Annotated in this window: 15 protein-coding genes; 2 read left to right on the top strand and 13 right to left on the bottom strand. The window is 55.8% G+C overall.

The window, feature by feature from the left end; genetic code table 11:
• The first annotated feature begins 6 nt into the window (after positions 1-6).
• Positions 7-3,219 carry a carbamoyl-phosphate synthase large subunit gene (carB, locus tag PHC90_00555; GenBank protein ID MDD3844828.1) on the top strand — a complete coding sequence of 1,071 codons (3,213 nt, stop codon included), beginning with the start codon at positions 7-9 and terminating at the stop codon, positions 3,217-3,219.
• 37 nt (positions 3,220-3,256) lie between these two features.
• On the opposite strand, the gene PHC90_00550 is transcribed toward carB, so the two are convergent.
• From PHC90_00550 to PHC90_00525, 6 genes are all read right to left on the bottom strand, one after another.
• On the bottom strand, positions 3,257-3,673 hold the full coding sequence (locus PHC90_00550) for a secondary thiamine-phosphate synthase enzyme YjbQ (protein MDD3844827.1): 417 nt from the start codon (positions 3,671-3,673) through the stop codon (positions 3,257-3,259).
• Between the two features lie 131 nt (positions 3,674-3,804).
• Positions 3,805-4,356 carry a hypothetical protein gene (locus tag PHC90_00545; GenBank protein MDD3844826.1) on the bottom strand — a complete coding sequence of 184 codons (552 nt, stop codon included), beginning with the start codon at positions 4,354-4,356 and terminating at the stop codon, positions 3,805-3,807.
• A gap of 244 nt (positions 4,357-4,600) precedes the next feature.
• Entirely contained in the window at positions 4,601-4,849 is a 249-nt protein-coding gene (locus tag PHC90_00540) for a hypothetical protein (GenBank protein MDD3844825.1), read from the bottom strand.
• Between the two features lie 169 nt (positions 4,850-5,018).
• Positions 5,019-5,540, bottom strand: a complete 522-nt coding sequence (locus PHC90_00535) for a sigma-70 family RNA polymerase sigma factor (protein ID MDD3844824.1) — start codon at positions 5,538-5,540, stop codon at positions 5,019-5,021.
• Positions 5,537-7,246, bottom strand: coding sequence for an NAD+ synthase (locus PHC90_00530; GenBank protein ID MDD3844823.1), 1,710 nt, complete (start codon positions 7,244-7,246; stop codon positions 5,537-5,539). The genes PHC90_00535 and PHC90_00530 overlap by 4 nt, the downstream gene beginning before the upstream one ends.
• A gap of 146 nt (positions 7,247-7,392) precedes the next feature.
• A complete protein-coding gene (locus tag PHC90_00525) occupies positions 7,393-8,622 on the bottom strand; it encodes a GAF domain-containing protein (GenBank protein ID MDD3844822.1) in 1,230 nt (409 codons plus the stop codon).
• A gap of 73 nt (positions 8,623-8,695) precedes the next feature.
• Here PHC90_00525 and PHC90_00520 point away from each other — a divergent pair, with 73 nt between their 5' ends.
• Positions 8,696-9,091 (top strand): hypothetical protein, encoded by a 396-nt coding sequence (locus PHC90_00520; protein ID MDD3844821.1) that lies wholly within the window; start codon positions 8,696-8,698, stop codon positions 9,089-9,091.
• Between the two features lie 8 nt (positions 9,092-9,099).
• Here the strand turns inward: PHC90_00520 and PHC90_00515 are convergent, their stop codons facing one another.
• From PHC90_00515 to hisI, 7 genes are read right to left on the bottom strand one after another with little or no spacing between them, the layout of a single operon-like run.
• The gene (locus PHC90_00515; protein ID MDD3844820.1) at positions 9,100-9,771 is read right to left on the bottom strand and encodes a Crp/Fnr family transcriptional regulator; all 672 of its coding nucleotides are present in this window, start codon (positions 9,769-9,771) and stop codon (positions 9,100-9,102) included.
• A gap of 25 nt (positions 9,772-9,796) precedes the next feature.
• A complete protein-coding gene (alaS, locus tag PHC90_00510) occupies positions 9,797-12,430 on the bottom strand; it encodes an alanine--tRNA ligase (GenBank protein MDD3844819.1) in 2,634 nt (877 codons plus the stop codon).
• Positions 12,427-13,467, bottom strand: a complete 1,041-nt coding sequence (recA, locus tag PHC90_00505) for a recombinase RecA (GenBank protein ID MDD3844818.1) — start codon at positions 13,465-13,467, stop codon at positions 12,427-12,429. The genes alaS and recA overlap by 4 nt, the downstream gene beginning before the upstream one ends.
• A 59-nt stretch (positions 13,468-13,526) precedes the next feature.
• Positions 13,527-14,075: an RNA 2',3'-cyclic phosphodiesterase gene (gene thpR / locus PHC90_00500; GenBank protein ID MDD3844817.1), complete on the bottom strand. Its 549-nt coding sequence runs from the start codon at positions 14,073-14,075 to the stop codon at positions 13,527-13,529.
• Positions 14,072-14,554 carry a CinA family protein gene (locus PHC90_00495; GenBank protein ID MDD3844816.1) on the bottom strand — a complete coding sequence of 161 codons (483 nt, stop codon included), beginning with the start codon at positions 14,552-14,554 and terminating at the stop codon, positions 14,072-14,074. The genes thpR and PHC90_00495 overlap by 4 nt, the downstream gene beginning before the upstream one ends.
• A complete protein-coding gene (locus PHC90_00490) occupies positions 14,551-15,003 on the bottom strand; it encodes a phosphatidylglycerophosphatase A (protein MDD3844815.1) in 453 nt (150 codons plus the stop codon). Before PHC90_00490 ends, PHC90_00495 begins: the two co-directional genes overlap by 4 nt.
• Positions 14,981-15,364, bottom strand: coding sequence for a phosphoribosyl-AMP cyclohydrolase (gene hisI / locus PHC90_00485; GenBank protein ID MDD3844814.1), 384 nt, complete (start codon positions 15,362-15,364; stop codon positions 14,981-14,983). Before hisI ends, PHC90_00490 begins: the two co-directional genes overlap by 23 nt.
• Positions 15,365-15,460: the final 96 nt, after the last annotated feature.

Below are 15,460 nucleotides of genomic sequence, written 5' to 3'. Positions count from 1 at the left end.
CCCGCAATGGCAAAACCCCCGAAAATTAAAGGCATCGACAAAGTCCTCATAATCGGCTCCGGTCCTATTATCATTGGTCAGGCATGTGAGTTCGACTATTCCGGCACCCAGGCCTGCAAGGCCCTCAGGGCCTCAGGGTACAAGATAGTCCTCGTCAATTCAAACCCGGCGACCATTATGACCGACCCCGGAATGGCGGACAAGACTTATGTGGAGCCCCTTACCATTGATGTTATCGAAAAGATCATAGAAAAGGAGAAACCTCAAGGGCTTCTTCCCAATCTGGGCGGCCAGACGGGCCTCAACCTTGCGGCTGAGCTTTCCCGCAGGGGGATACTCGAAAAACACGGGGTCCGCATGATAGGGGTTCAGGCCGATGCCATAGAGCGCGGCGAAGACCGCGATGAATTCAAGAAGACCATGAAAAGACTGAATATTCCCATGCCCGACAGCGCGCTGGCCTATTCCGTGGAAGAGGCCCTCGAGATCGCCGACAGGCTGGGGTATCCCGTTGTCATCCGCCCCGCATACACCATGGGCGGCACCGGCGGCGGCATAGCCTTTAACAAGGAGGAACTCAGGACCATAGCGGGCAGGGGCATATCCGCCAGCATCATCGGGCAGATCCTCATCGAGGAAGCCGTGGTCGGCTGGGAAGAACTGGAGCTTGAGGTTGTCCGCGACTCAGACAACACGATGATCACCGTCTGCTTCATCGAAAACATCGATCCCATGGGCGTTCATACCGGCGATTCTTTCTGCTGTGCGCCAATGCTGACCATATCCGAGGACGTGCAGAAGAGGCTGCAGGATTATTCGTACCGCATCGTCGAGGCCATCCAGGTCATCGGGGGCACCAACATACAGTTCGCCCACAACCCTGACGACGGCCGTATCGTCGTCATTGAGATCAACCCCAGGACGTCCCGCTCCTCGGCGCTCGCGTCGAAGGCGACGGGCTTCCCCATCGCCTTCATCTCGGCCAAGCTGGCCGGCGGCTACACCTTGAAGGATATCCCTTACTACCGCGGGGGCAGCCTTGCCGAGTACACCCCGTCAGGGGAGTACGTTGTCATCAAGTTCGCCCGGTGGGCCTTCGAGAAGTTCAGCGAGGCAGAAGACAAGCTGGGAACCCAGATGAAGGCCGTGGGCGAAGCGATGAGCATTGGCAAAACATACAAGGAAGCCTTCCAGAAGGCGATCCGTTCCCTGGAGACAAAACGGTACGGATTTGGTTTCGCCAAGAATTTTAACGAATTGCCCCTGGACGACCTGATGCGCCTTCTCAACGAGCCGTCCTCCGAAAGACAGTTCATCATGTACGAAGCCCTGCGCAAGGGCGCCACCGTGGATGAACTTTACGAGAAAACAAAGATCAAGCGGTGGTTCATCGAACAGATGAAGGAGATTCTCGGTCTCGAGGAAGAGATCCTCCGCCACAAAGGGGGTAAACTCCCCGACGCCCTGCTCGTGAAAGCAAAAGAGGATGGGTTCTCCGACAAGTATCTCTCCATGCTCCTTGACACCCCGGAGACCGAGATCAGGAGAAAGAGGACTACCCTGGGAAAGAAGGAAACGTGGTGCCAGGTACCCGTCAGCGGCGCCGATGCAGCCTACTACTATTCGACCTACAACGCCCCCGACGAAGTGGCCGTGAGCGACCGCAATAAGGTCATGATCCTCGGCGGCGGACCCAACCGCATCGGGCAGGGCATCGAATTCGACTATACCTGTGTCCACGCGGCCTTCACGCTGCGCGACGAGGGATACGAATCCATCATGGTCAACTGCAACCCCGAGACGGTCTCCACGGACTACGATACCTCTGACAAGCTCTACTTCGAGCCCCTCACCGTGGAAGATGTCCTGAGTATCTACGAGAAAGAAAAACCCATCGGGGCCATCGTCCAGTTTGGCGGGCAGACACCTCTCAATCTGGCGCGGCAATTGGAAGACGCCGGTGTAAAGGTCCTGGGGACATCTCCGGAGAGCATCGACATCGCTGAAGACCGCAAGCGCTTCAGCCAGATCATCAAGAAGCTGGGTATCCCCCAGCCCGAGAGCGGCACCGCCGTCATCCTCGAAGAGGCCCTGGAGGTCGCGGGGAGGATCGGATACCCCCTTATGGTCCGTCCCTCCTATGTTCTTGGCGGACGGGGCATGGAGGTCGTCTACGACGACGAGATGCTCAAGGCCTATGTGAACGCCGCCGTTGATATCTCCCCCGGCAGACCCATTCTCATCGACAAGTTCCTGGAAAACGCCATAGAGGTGGAAGCCGACGCCATCTCCGACGGCGAGGATGCCTTTGTTCCCTCCATCATGGAACACATAGAGCTTGCCGGCGTCCACTCCGGCGACAGCGCCTGTGCCATACCTCCGCGCACGCTGACAGAGGAGCAGACCGCCGTCATCAACGAATATACAAAGAAACTCGCCATTGAACTCAAGGTCGTGGGACTCATGAACATCCAGTATGCCATCGCCAACAACAAGGTCTATATCCTCGAGGCAAACCCGCGGGCCAGCAGAACGGTACCACTCGTCTCAAAGGTAACGGGGGTGCAGATGGCAAAGATAGCGACTCAGCTTATGATCGGCAAGAAACTGAAAGATATGCATCTTACGCAGAAGAAATATCCCCACGTGGGTGTCAAGGAGGCCGTATTCCCCTTCAACATGTTTCCCGAGGTCGATCCGACCCTGGGCCCGGAGATGAAATCCACGGGCGAGGTCCTGGGAATGGCCAACTCCTTCGGGTTGGCATTTGCAAAATCTCAGGAAGCAGCGGGGCAGAAGCTCCCTCAGTCTGGCAACGTTCTTATCACTATCGTCGACCATGACAAGAAGGACATCGTCGACGTTGCGAAGCAGCTCGTCAAGCTGGGATTCACCATAGTCGCCACCGAGGGAACCCACCGGTTCCTCTCGGAGGCGGGCGTGAAGAGCGCCCACATCAAGAAGGTCCATGAAGGCAGGCCCAACATCGTCGATGCCATCCACAACAAGGAGATCGACCTTGTCATCAACACGCCGTCGGGCAAGAGCAGCAAGTACGACGATTCATACATAAGAAAGGCCGCGATCAAACACAAGATTCCCTACATCACCACAACGGCCGCCGCTAAGGCAACCGCCGAGGGTATCAAGGCATCGCTGGCCAACAAGGGTGAGATAAAAGTGAAAGCGCTCCAGTCTTACCACAGGGCGATCGAGTAGCCTGTTAAGGGTTTTTGCTTTTTCCTGACCCCTATTACTATTCCCCGATTATCTTGACGAGAACCCTCTTTCTTCTTCGCCCATCGAACTCTCCGTAGAATATCTGTTCCCAGGGACCGAAGTCGAGGCGCCCTTCCGTTATGGCGACGACCACCTCCCTGCCCATGATCTGGCGCTTGAGGTGACCGTCCGCGTTGTCTTCGCCGACATTGTGTCTGTAACTGGAAACCGGTTCGTGGGGGGCAAGCTTCTCGAGCCAGATGTCGATGTCGTGATGGAGGCCCGATTCGTCGTCGTTGATGAAGACGGAGGCCGTGATGTGCATGGCGTTCACCAGAACAAGTCCCTCGGTAATGCCGCTCTCACGCAGGCATTCCTCAACCTGAGGCGTTATGTTCACAAACCCCCGCCTCGCCGGCACATTGAACCAGAGTTCCTTCCTGTAGCTCCTCATCGACCACCTCGTCTTACGTCTCACGTTCAGAATAGGACCGAACGAGGGCGCGATTGCTAACATTTGTCATTTGTTGTCCAAGGTTCTAAACTGCGGCTTGTGACGTGCGACAGCCTCTTAGACGTGCGACATCACTCTTTCTTCCCCGCCGCACACGTCATTTCAAGATACTGGTATATCTCCCCCAGGTCCGCGAAAAGCGGGTGGTCCTCCATCGCGTTCCAGGGGTTCTTGAGGCCGGCACGGATTATTCCGGCCTGCCTGGCCTTTTCCAGCGTTACAGGGCTGTCGTCGACCACGGCCCAGCAGTCGTCGAAGAGCACTGTCTTGTCATAGCTCAGGTGGATCTCGTCGAAGGGCAGGTCGTGCTTGCGAAGCCACCTTTGAGTCGAGGCATAGGTTTCTCTCTCCCGGTGACTGGCGATGACAACGTGGAATCCTTTTTCGCGAAGCCTCTTAAGAAATGTGCGGGACTCTCCGTAAGGTTCAAAGGTGTCCTGTTCCATGTGGACGTCCCTTATGATGCGGTACAGGCGCTCCGCCGGGATCAGTCCGTTCCAGAAACTCCACGAATGCCACTGCGAATGATGAGGAAATCCCGGAACGGCCTCGTGCAGCCGCTCGTAAAGCACGGGCGCCAGGTCCCACAGGGTATTGTCGATATCTACGACTATCTTCCTCATAAGCGCCCATTATACCACATAATGACCAGAGAAAAGGCAATAACCAATTTACCCGTGATCAATGATCAAACAAAAAATGGGGACAGGGTGGGCCGCTGTCCGCCCCATATGACCAATTCAGATCTGCCGAGTTGGTCCTTATCCTTTGATCCAATTATTCGAATGCGGTTATTGGTCCTTGAAAAAAAGGGGGGAAATCCCCCCCTTTTTCTGAAACAATCTTCCGGGTTTTTTGCTTGCTTGCCTACTTCGTTTCGGCCGGTTTCTCCTCGGCGGGAGCTCCCTTGGCCTTCTTCGTCTTCTTCGTCTTCTTTACTTTCTTTTCCTTCTTCGCCGGCTTGTCAGGCTTTACGGCGGGAGCCTCTACCTTGGCAGCGGGCGTTGCAGGTGTTGCGGGCGTTGCAGGTGTTGCCTTCTTCTCCTGGGCAAACCCCGTGAATGCAAAGGAAAGACCGATTACGACTGCGAAGAACAATACTAGTATCTTCTTCATGCTTTTTCACCTCCTTCGTTTTGTATTGGGGACATTAAAGAAATATATAAACCATGTCAAAAACAAAAGATAGAAAAAAACTTCAGGTGATGGGTTGCGGGTCATGGGAGGACATGATCTCCCCCGTTTCGTTGACTTTGCCTGAAACATGAAACCCCGGACCTGAGACTCAGGTTTCCTTCTCTCCCGTCTTGCACGCGTAGTTGTCGCGAATCCTGTTACGGATCTTCAGGACCATAACGTGGGAGATGCCGAGTCTTGCGCCGATCTCTCGCACCGCCAGATCCTCCATGAGCAGTTTAAGGACCTGACGGTCCCGGTCTGAGGTGCAGGCGTCTCGTATCGCCTGGAATTTGAGCTTTCGTTCAAGGTACACATAGGACGAGGATGCGTCGGAAGCGATCATCTCCTCCAGGGAACCGCCGTCTTCGCCGACCGGTTCGTTGAGGCTCACAAAAACTGCATTTTCGCGGACCTTCCGGAGATGGTTCTTGAGGTGATAGTAACAACCCTGGAGGATATAGCTGTCTGTCTTGTCTTCGATAGACCCTTTCCGGAAGGCGCTCCACAGGTGTGTCAACGCCTCTTGGTAGAGGTCTTCCTCGTCAAAATACGCATGATAACCGTTGAGTCTGTTTGTTATCCTTTTCAAAACGGGGGAGAGCCGTTTTACCATAAACTCGAATTTCATTGCGAGCCCTTGTATTTGTTCGTGATGGGCATCCTCCTGTCCTTGCCCAATGCCTTGGGTGTTATCTTGATCCCCGGGGGAGACTGGCGGCGTTTGTACTCGCTCAAGTCCACCATTCTCAGCACGCGGGCGATCTCTCCCGCGGACACGTTTGGGTGATCGACCGTCGAAGGTTCTTTGTCCTCCTCGACATAGCTTTTCAACACCTGATCGAGATGGTCGTAAGGGGGAAGGCTATCGCTGTCCTTCTGATTCGCCTTCAATTCGGCGGTTGGCTCCTTCGAGATTATCCTCTCGGGAATAGCTTCGCCAAGGGTATTGCGCCATCTGCAAAGCTGGTAAACGAGCGTTTTCGGAACATCCTTGATAACGGCGAAGCCGCCCGCCATGTCGCCGTACAGAGTCGCGTAACCCACGCTCATTTCGGATTTGTTGCCCGTGGTGAGCACCAGCCACCCAAACTTGTTCGAAAGCGCCATAAGGATATTGCCGCGAATGCGGGCCTGGAGGTTCTCCTCGGTAACGTCCTCCTTAAGGCCCTCGAACAACCTTCCAAGGCCGGCCTTATAGGCATCGAGTATTGCGTCTATGGGCACCTCGATGATCCTCGTGCCGAGCTTCTTCGCAAGCTCAAAGGCATCTTCCGAGGATTCCCTGGATGTGAACTTCGACGGCATGAAGACGCATACGATATTGTCCCTGCCCAGCGCATCCGCTGCAAGGGCAGCCACCAGTGCCGAGTCGATCCCTCCGGAAAGTCCTATCACTGTTCCCTTGAACCCATTCTTCTTTACGTAGTCATGAAGGCCAAGCTTCAATGCCTCGTAAACCTCCTCGGTGGCATCAAGGCGCTTGACGGGATGTACCGCGAGTGATCTTTTGACCTCCGGGCGCGCCCCGTGGGGCCGCGCGGCGACAGTGGTGACGCGCCCCCCCGTCCCTGTCGCCGAACCCTTCTTTGCCAGTTCCTCTTCGGGAATATCGATAACAAGGAGGTCCTCCCGGAATGCCCCGGCGGCGGCTACGACATTGCCCGACCTATCCATTATAAAACTCTGTCCGTCGAACACCAGCTCGTCCTGACCCCCGACAAGGTTGACGTAGGCCACCCACACCCGGTTTTCCCGGACCCTGCTTCTGACAGCGTCTTCCCGGACGTATATCTTGCCCATGTGGTAGGGGGATGCATTGATGTTGAAGATAAGTCCCGCGCCCGAGCGGGCCATGGCGGCCACCGGGCCTTCCTTGAACCACATGTCTTCACATATCCCGACGCCGAAGAGAACATCGCCGTAACGGAACACCCGGGGTCTGGTGCCGGGGAGAAAGTACCTTCTCTCATCAAAAACGCCGTAGTTCGGAAGGAGTTCCTTGCGGAAGATACCCCGTATCTTTCCTTTGTAGATGACGGCGGCGGCGTTATAGATCCCCGATGCGGATCGATCCACAAAACCGACAATTGTGGCCGGAGAGTCTATCCGGGACGCCACTTCGTTGACGACTTTGATGTTCGTATCGATAAAGCCCCTCTTAAGGAGCAGGTCTTCAGGCGGGTAACCCGTTATGACAAGTTCCGGCAGCGCAAGAATGTCCACATCCTGCGCCCTGGCCCGCTCAACCCAGGTGAGGACCTTCTCGCCGTTCCCCGCAAGGTCGCCGACTATTGAGTTTATCTGTGCCATGCCGATACGTAACATTTTTTTCATATGTCCATCGCCCCCTGTCACATAAAAAAGGCGTCCAAAGCATTTTTCAGCGCTCTGGACGCCCTTGTCCGTGCAAGTTCATTTTTAGCAACTCTGCTAGAAACCCAAATAATCTGCCAATATGATAGTGTTTGAGCACACCGTTGTCAAGTTCTTTTCTGGATGTCGAAGGCGAGTATGACGGCCTCCGCCACTTCCTTCATCGTCTTTCTTGTATCCATACTCTTCTTGTGTATCTTGCGGTAGGCCTCGTCCTCGTTGAGGCCCACTTCCTTCATCAATATCCCCTTGGCGCGCTCTACGAGCTTGCGCGACTCGAGCGCCTCCTTTGCGGCGAGTATCTCATGGCTCAGGTTGGTGTTCTCGATGGCCACGGCCGCCTGGTTTGCAACTGCCTGCAGAATGTCTATCTCTTCCTTCGTAAAGGTGTGCTCGTTCTTCGTATAGCTGTTGATTACGCCCACCACCTCGTCCTTTATCATCATCGGGACGGACAGGAGGGACACGAACCCTTCGTTCCTCGCTACATCAGGGAACATGTAGCCCGGCTCCCTCGTCACGTCGAGGACCTTGAAGGGTTTTTTCTCGAGGACCACCTTGCCGCTTACGGATTGCCCGACCTTCAGGTTCGGCTTGTTCACGTAATCGTTGCTCAGGCTCTGCGTGGCGGCGATGACAAGCTCTTCTTTTTTCTCGTCGAGAAGCATGACGGAGCAGATCTTGGAATCCATGACCTTTGCCGTCATCGTCACGATAAGATGGAGGATCTCCTTGATGTAGTGGTCGGAAACGATCGTCCGCGACACCTCGGAGAGAAGGTCGAGCTGTTTTGCCTTCTTCACCACCTCATCATAGGTAATCGCATTCTGTATTGCGCTGCCCAGGTACCTGCTGATGGTGAAGAGAAGCTTTATCTGTGTCTCGGGATAGACGTACTCCTTTTTGTTCTGAAGGTTCATGACGCCTATGATCCTGTTCTTCGACAGGATGGGTATGGAAAGAAAGGCCTCGTACTTGTCTTCCTTCAGGGAGGTGAAGGCCTTGAACCGCTTGTCGCGATAGGCCTCCTTCGTCAGGGCGACAGGCTGTTTCTCCTTTGCGGCCCAGCCGGTGAGGCCCTCGCCGAGCTTCAAGCTTATCGATCCCAGCGATTTCCTCTTCGCATCGCTCGAAGCGGAAAGGACCAACTCGCCGTGGTCTTCATCGTAGAGGTAAACGAGGCAGGAATCCGCCTTGACAAAATCCTTCACCGTATCGACGATGCGGTGCAGAAGCTCCGAAAGGTCAAGGTTGTCGCTGATATCCTTCGCCACCTCGTGAAGGATCTTGAGCTCCTGTTCCTTCGCCTCAAGTTTCTGATTAACAATGGAAACCATGAATGATCAACCCTTTTTAAGATGTTATCTTAGAGGAGAAGAGGGCGGTTGTCAACAAAAGACAGGGAGCGCCATGGATTATGGAAGATCGCGTCTGTCCTGCTTCAGATCGAGGATGATACCGAGGCGACGAGGAGAGACTCCCGCAGGCGTACGACTGTACGTCGAGGACAGTCTCGACGAAGGCAACGAAGGGAGCGCGATGGATTATGGAAGATCGTGTCTGTCCTGCTTCAGATCGAGGATGATACCGAGGCGACGAGGAGAGACTCCCGCAGGCGTACGACTGTACGTCGAGGACAGTCTCGACGAAGGCAACGAAGGGAGCGCGATGGATTATGGAAGATCGTGTCTGTCCTGCTTCAGATCGAGGATGATACCGAGGCGACGAGGAGAGACTCCCGCAGGCGTACGACTGTACGTCGAGGACAGTCTCGACGAAGGCAACGAAGGGAGCGCCTCGATATGAAGCAGGACCTAGAAGGTTCTCGTTCCCGGGTATAGCGTATACTGCCTTCTCCAGACGCTTATGACGCCTTTCTTGACCAGCGATGCCACCATGCGGGAGACCGTTTCCCGGGAGCAGCCGCAGGAATTGGCTATCTCTATCTGGGAAGGACCCTTTTCTATGATGATGATGTCCTTCATCTTGATGCCGAGGCGCGCGCCGACCTCCAGGAGGTACTTGAGGATACGGCCCTCCACGTTCAGGAAAGCGAGCCACTTGATCCTTTCGTCGGCAACGCGCAGCCGGGCGGCGAGGACCCTCAGTATATTGATCGATATGGACGGATTTTCCAGGAGGAGCTTCATGAAATCCTGCCTGCGCACGGTGAGCAGCTCCGATGCCTCCATGGCAATGGTGTTCGCCGAACGGGGCAGCTCGTCGATGAGGGCAAGTTCGCCGAAAAAACCGTCCTTTCCGATGACATCGAGAACGTATTCCCGTCCCTCCTCATCATAGAGGCAGACCTTCACCCGCCCCTTCAGGACGACAAAGAGGGAGTCGCCTCTCTCTCCCTCCTGGAAGATGAGCTGGCCGCGACGGTAGGAATGGGTATAGAGGATCCTGGATATCGTCTCCAATTCCTTGTCTTTGAGATCTGCAAAGAGGTTGACGCTTCTGAGGTTGTCGGCGTAACGCTTCATCTCCCCCCGCCTTTTTTACATCATACTAACTGTCGATAAATTGTACAACGTTTTTGAGGGATTCCGGGACTGATGCCCCCGGTATGCCGCCTTGCGCTATGTTGGCGCCGCCGCCCCCTTTGCCGCCATAATGCCCGGTGAGGCTCTTGACGATCTTCCCGGCACTGTAACGCTTCTGCAGGTCCTTGCTCACGGAGGCAACGACGAGCCCTCTGTCCTCGGCCCCTGCCGTCCCGACAACGACGATGCAGTCCTTCACCTTCGACCGGACAACATCCGTCGCCTTCCTGAGATCCTCAGCCGCTGCGTTCTCCATGAAAAGGGTAATGATCTTAACGCCCTCGAAGTCTACCGCCTCCGCTATGGCACCGTCGACCCTGTGGGCAACGATGTCCTGTTTGAAATGCTCGAGTTCCTTTTCTTTGACGCTCAGTTCGCCAAGCAGTCCCTCGACGCGTTCCTGAACGCGGTCGAACTCGGTGTTCGTTCTTCTGGCGATCGCCTTAAGGGTCCCTTCCATTCTGCTCTTGTAGGCGAGAGCTCCTTTGCCCGTTGTCGCTTCGATCCTGCGGACACCCGATGCAAGTGAGCCTTCGCCGAGAATGTAGAGGCTGCCTATCTGACCCGTATTGGCGACATGGGTGCCTCCGCAGAGCTCCCGGGAAAAATCACCGATGGTGATGACGCGCACCGTCTCTCCATATTTCTCCTCGAAGAGCGCCGTCGCGCCTTCCCGAATGGCGTCCTCCCGACTCTTTACGTCTATGACGACGGGCACGCACTCCATGATCTTTTCGTTGACAATGTCCTCCACCGCCCTTATCTGGTCTTCCTTCATGGCCTCGAAGTGGGTAAAGTCGAAACGCATCCTGCCAGCCTCCACGAGGGAGCCCGACTGCTTCACGTGGTCGCCGAGGACCCGCCTCAACGCGTACTGAAGCAAGTGCGTCGCCGTATGATTGCGCGACACGCCCTTGCGCTTCTCTTCGTCGACGGCGAGGGAAACCCTGTCTCCCTTGTGGAACACGCCTTTCTCGACAACCACCCGATGGGCAAAGAGGTCTTCTTTTATCTTCGTCACGGCAGTGATGCGCGCCGTGGCGCCGCCGCCGGCAACGGTGATGATCCCCGAGTCGTCGATCTGTCCGCCGCTTTCGGCGTAGAAGGGCGTGGTATCGAGAAAGAGCTCGCCCTCTTCGTCCTCGGATATCTCATCCACCATCTCGTTGCCGACGAGAACGGCCCCGATGACGCCCTCGTCCCTCAAGGTGCCATAGCCGGTGAAGCTGCTCGCAAGGCCTTGCCCGAGTATGGCAAGGTGGCCTTCGTTCCACTCTTCCCCTTTTATCTTCGAACCCGTCCGCGAACGCGCCTTCTGCTCGGAGAGAGCCTTTTCAAAGCCTTCCCTGTCGAGGATAAGACCGTCCTCTTCCGCCATGTCCGTCGTTATATCGACGGGAAAGCCGTAGGTGTCATAGAGTTTGTAGACAAGCTCGCCGGGGATGACGGTGCTGCCCTTCTTCTTCAGGTCACCGGCGAACTCTTCGTAGAGCTTCATCCCCATCCCGAGGGTTTCGATGAAACGTTCTTCCTCGCCCCGTATGACCCTCACGATGTAGGAATGGTTGTTCTTCACGTCGGGATAGGCCTCTTCCATGATGTCCACGACGCTCTTCGAGAGGTCGTGGAGGAACTCCTTCTGTATCCCCAGTTTCCTTCCGTAACGCAGGGCCCGGCGGATAATTCTCCTCAGCACGTATCCCCTGCCGTCCTTCGAAGGCAGGATACCGTCGTTTATGATGAAGGTGGCCCCCCGCGCGTGGTCCGCGATGACACGGATGGCTGCGTCCTTCCTTTCGTCCTCGCCGTATGCGCAGCCGGCGATCTCTTCGATGCGCCTGATGATGGGGACGAAAAGGTCGGTGTCGTAGTTGCCGATCTTGCCCTGTATGATGGAGGTGATACGCTCGAGCCCCATGCCGGTGTCGATGGAGGGCCTGGGCAGTTTCTTCATCTGCCCGTCGGCACTGCGGTCGAACTCCATGAAGACGAGGTTCCAGATCTCGAGGAACCGGTCGCAGTCGCATCCGACTGCACATGTCGGCTGCCGGCACCCCACATTCTCGCCCAGGTCGTAGAGAATTTCCGAACAGGGGCCGCAGGGGCCTTCGTCGCCCATGGACCAGAAATTGTCCTTCTCATCAAGCCTCACTATCCGCTCGGGCCTGACGCCGGTCTTCCTCCAGATCGCGTCGGCCTCGTCATCTTCACGAAAGACCGTTATCCACATCTTCGACTCGTCGATGCCGAGTTCTTTTGTCAGGAACTCCCATGCGAAGACGATGGCCTCCTTCTTGAAATAGTCGCCAAAGGAAAAGTTCCCCAGCATCTCGAAAAAGGTGTGATGTCTCAGCGTCTTGCCGATATTGTCGAGGTCGTTGTGCTTGCCGCCAGCCCTGACGCATTTCTGGCACGATGTCGCCCTGATGTAGGGCCTTTTTTCCAGGCCGAGAAAAAGGTTCTTGAACTGGACCATGCCGGCATTCACAAAAAGAAGCGTGGGATCCTTTTCCGGCAGCAGCGCCGAACTGGGGACTATCGTGTGGCCGTTGCGTGCAAAATACTCCAGGAATTTACTTCTGATCTCTCGTGATGTCACGACTCTCCCTTCTTGAGCCCCACCTGTATGGCAATCTTCTCTTCAATTTCCTTCATCGTTTCGGGGTGGGCCTTCATGTACTCCTTGGCGTTCTCCCGGCCCTGGCCGATCCTGGAATCCCCGTAGGAATACCAGGTTCCCGCCTTCTCCACGATATCCATGTCTACGGCGAGGTCGATAACATCGCCCTCGCGGGATATGCCTTCACCGAATATGATGTCAAACTCGACTTCTCTGAAAGGTGGTGCAAGTTTGTTTTTTACGATCTTTACCCGTGTCCTCGAGCCCACGACCTCCTGGCCGTCCTTTATTGCTGCGATCCTGCGGATGTCGAGGCGCACTGATGAATAGAACTTGAGGGCGTTTCCGCCCGTTGTCGTCTCGGGATTTCCGAACATGATCCCTATCTTCTGACGGATCTGGTTTATAAAAATAACGGTGGTCATGGATTTGCTGGTGATGCCCGTGAGCTTGCGCAGCGCCTGCGACATGAGCCGGGCCTGAAGACCCATGTGGGAATCGCCCATCTCCCCTTCGATCTCGGCACGGGGCACCAGGGCGGCGACAGAATCGACGACGACTACGTCAATGCCTCCGCTTCGGACAAGTATTTCGCCGATCTCGAGGGCCTGTTCGCCCGTGTCGGGTTGGGATATGAGAAGGTCGTCAGTGTTGACACCGATCCTTTTCGCGTAGCTTACGTCAAGGGCATGCTCGGCATCGATAAATGCCGCGGCGCCCCCCGCTTTCTGGATCTCGGCAACCACCTGCAGCGCCAGCGTCGTCTTGCCCGACGCTTCGGGCCCGAATATCTCTATGACCCTGCCGCGAGGCAGGCCGCCAATGCCCAGGGCAAGATCAAGAGCGATGGATCCCGTGGAAACGACGGGAACGGCCTCAAGGGCCTTCTCTCCCAGCTTCATGATAGCACCTTTGCCGAAGAGCTTCTCTATCTGGGATACGGCCATATCAATGGCCTTGCCTTTGTTGTTCTCCTCTTTCACGTCGATGCCTCCCTTTTGCGTTTTCGGGTTCATCTCTCTCCTTTATTGTATTCCCTTGTGGGGGCTGTTAACTCGCCGGCGCCTTTCGCCTGTCAGCCGGAGGCGCCCAGTCTTTTTTCGAAGAGCGGCTCGTACGTCGCGCCTTCCCTTCCGAGGATGCTCTTGTAAAGAACGATACGTTCAATCGTGAACCGCGGATATTCCAGGGGCGGCATGTCTCTCCCCAGAAGAGGCGCGGGCATTTTCATTCTCCCGAAGGTGATATGGGGGGTAAAACCCCTTTTTTCTCTTTCGTAACCCAGGGCTGTGAGACGGTTCTCTATATCATGGTATATCGAGCCAATGATGTCAACTCCTTCGTCAAGGACTGCAACAATGACCCGGGGCCTGCGTTTGTCGGGAAAGGCATCGATGTGTTTCAGGGTTGCCTCCACGCCCGGGTAGGATCCGGCGGTCCCGAGCACGTCCTTTATCTCCTGTGCCTTTGCCCCGGATATCTCACCGAAGAACCTGATGGTGATATGCTGTCCCTCGGGCCTCACCCACCTGACCCCGGGAACAGTCCTTGCCATGGCTTTCGACACCTCGGAAAGATATCCCTTGACCTCTGCTGGGATCTCGAAGGCGAGAAAGGACCTCATCCGCTTACCCTCCCTTCGAGATGGTCGAGAACGAGAATGAAGGCCTCGTCGGCGGAGCGCCGGCGTATCTGACGTCTCGTGCCCTCAAAATGGAACTCGCGAACAGAGGTCGTCCCCTTCGCTGCCAGCGAGATGAAGACGGTCCCCACCGGTTTGGCCGCTGAGCCGCCGGCAGGCCCCGCTATACCCGTGACGGCCACGGCGATCCCGACATTTAACTTTTCTCTTGCGCCTTGCGCCATGGCGCGGGCGGTCTCACTGCTGACAGCTCCATGCTTCTCGATGATCTCCGGGGGAACCCCGAGAAGAAGGGTCTTGGCCCTGTTGCTGTATGTCACGAATCCGCCCTCGAAACACCCCGATGCTCCCGGCACACCGGTTATCCGGGCGGCGATGAGGCCCCCCGTACAGGATTCGGCGGTGCACCAGGAGATGGAACGCGCCGCCAGGACCTTGACAAGTCTTTCCTCGATCTTCACAAAAGCCTCGTCCACAGGAGAAGAAGGATGTTTGCGAATATGCCCGCAACAACATCATCGCCCACTATGCCATAGCCTCCTCTCAACCTCTCCATCCGACCGATGGGAAAGGGTTTGAGGATATCGAAGATCCGGAAGAGAACGAAGCCAATGCCCACGGTGAGAAGCGTGACCTTGTGGCCTGCCATGGCCACGCACATGCCGGCGAACTCGTCAATGACTATATGGCCCGGGTCTTCGCCCTCATACCGCTCCATCGTTGTGGTCGCGACAGCGAAGACAATGAAGAGAACGGCGAAGACGGGACTGCTGAAGACGGCCGGGAAGAGGTAGATCAGTATCGCGGCAAAGAGCGACCCGAAGGTCCCCGGCGCAGCGGGGATGTGCCCCACAAAACAACAGGTATTGAAAAAGGAAAGGACCCTGTCAATGGGTCTTCTTTTCACCATAGACTTCTTTTTCGTCAAAGACCTTTTTTCCGATGATCTTCCATCCATCGGCCCACGCACGGTAAAAACAGCTCCAGTAACCGGTGTGGCAGGCCGCCCCCTTCTGGTCCACCATGAGAAGGATGGTGTCGTTGTCGCAATCTATGAGAACCTCTTTTACTGCTTGCGTGTGGCCCGAGGTCTCGCCCTTGAGCCAGAGCTTCTGCCGCGATCTCGAATAGTAATGGGCAGTCTTCGTTCTCAGGGTGAGTTCCAGGGCCTCCTTGTTCATATAGGCGACCATGAGAACATCCTTCGAGCCTGCATCCTGCACGACGGCGGGCATAAGGCCCTTTTCATCCCATTTAAGATCATCATCCATGGCGACTCCTCTTTTCTTCCTATATTACTTACCATACCCTTTTTCGAGGCATTTTTTTTGCCTGTCCGGGTTCTTTGTGCCTTTCGTGAACCTGGG

This window comes from Syntrophorhabdaceae bacterium, from assembly GCA_028698615.1.
GTDB lineage: Bacteria > Desulfobacterota > Syntrophorhabdia > Syntrophorhabdales > Syntrophorhabdaceae > Delta-02.
This window is presented reverse-complemented; position numbering and strand designations above follow the sequence as displayed.

Excerpts from the sequence above, each read along its gene's own strand:
- PHC90_00520 (MDD3844821.1), top strand. The coding sequence starts at position 8,696 with ATGGATTATGGAAGATCGCGTCTGTCCTGCTTCAGATCGAGGATGATA.
- PHC90_00550 (MDD3844827.1), bottom strand. The coding sequence starts at position 3,673 with ATGAGGAGCTACAGGAAGGAACTCTGGTTCAATGTGCCGGCGAGGCGG.
- recA (MDD3844818.1), bottom strand. The coding sequence starts at position 13,467 with ATGAACCCGAAAACGCAAAAGGGAGGCATCGACGTGAAAGAGGAGAAC.
- PHC90_00490 (MDD3844815.1), bottom strand. The coding sequence starts at position 15,003 with ATGGTGAAAAGAAGACCCATTGACAGGGTCCTTTCCTTTTTCAATACC.
- thpR (MDD3844817.1), bottom strand. The coding sequence starts at position 14,075 with ATGAGGTCCTTTCTCGCCTTCGAGATCCCAGCAGAGGTCAAGGGATAT.
- PHC90_00540 (MDD3844825.1), bottom strand. The coding sequence starts at position 4,849 with ATGAAGAAGATACTAGTATTGTTCTTCGCAGTCGTAATCGGTCTTTCC.
- PHC90_00525 (MDD3844822.1), bottom strand. The coding sequence starts at position 8,622 with ATGGTTTCCATTGTTAATCAGAAACTTGAGGCGAAGGAACAGGAGCTC.
- PHC90_00545 (MDD3844826.1), bottom strand. The coding sequence starts at position 4,356 with ATGAGGAAGATAGTCGTAGATATCGACAATACCCTGTGGGACCTGGCG.
- hisI (MDD3844814.1), bottom strand. The coding sequence starts at position 15,364 with ATGGATGATGATCTTAAATGGGATGAAAAGGGCCTTATGCCCGCCGTC.
- carB (MDD3844828.1), top strand. The coding sequence starts at position 7 with ATGGCAAAACCCCCGAAAATTAAAGGCATCGACAAAGTCCTCATAATC.
- PHC90_00515 (MDD3844820.1), bottom strand. The coding sequence starts at position 9,771 with ATGAAGCGTTACGCCGACAACCTCAGAAGCGTCAACCTCTTTGCAGAT.
- PHC90_00535 (MDD3844824.1), bottom strand. The coding sequence starts at position 5,540 with ATGAAATTCGAGTTTATGGTAAAACGGCTCTCCCCCGTTTTGAAAAGG.
- PHC90_00530 (MDD3844823.1), bottom strand. The coding sequence starts at position 7,246 with ATGAAAAAAATGTTACGTATCGGCATGGCACAGATAAACTCAATAGTC.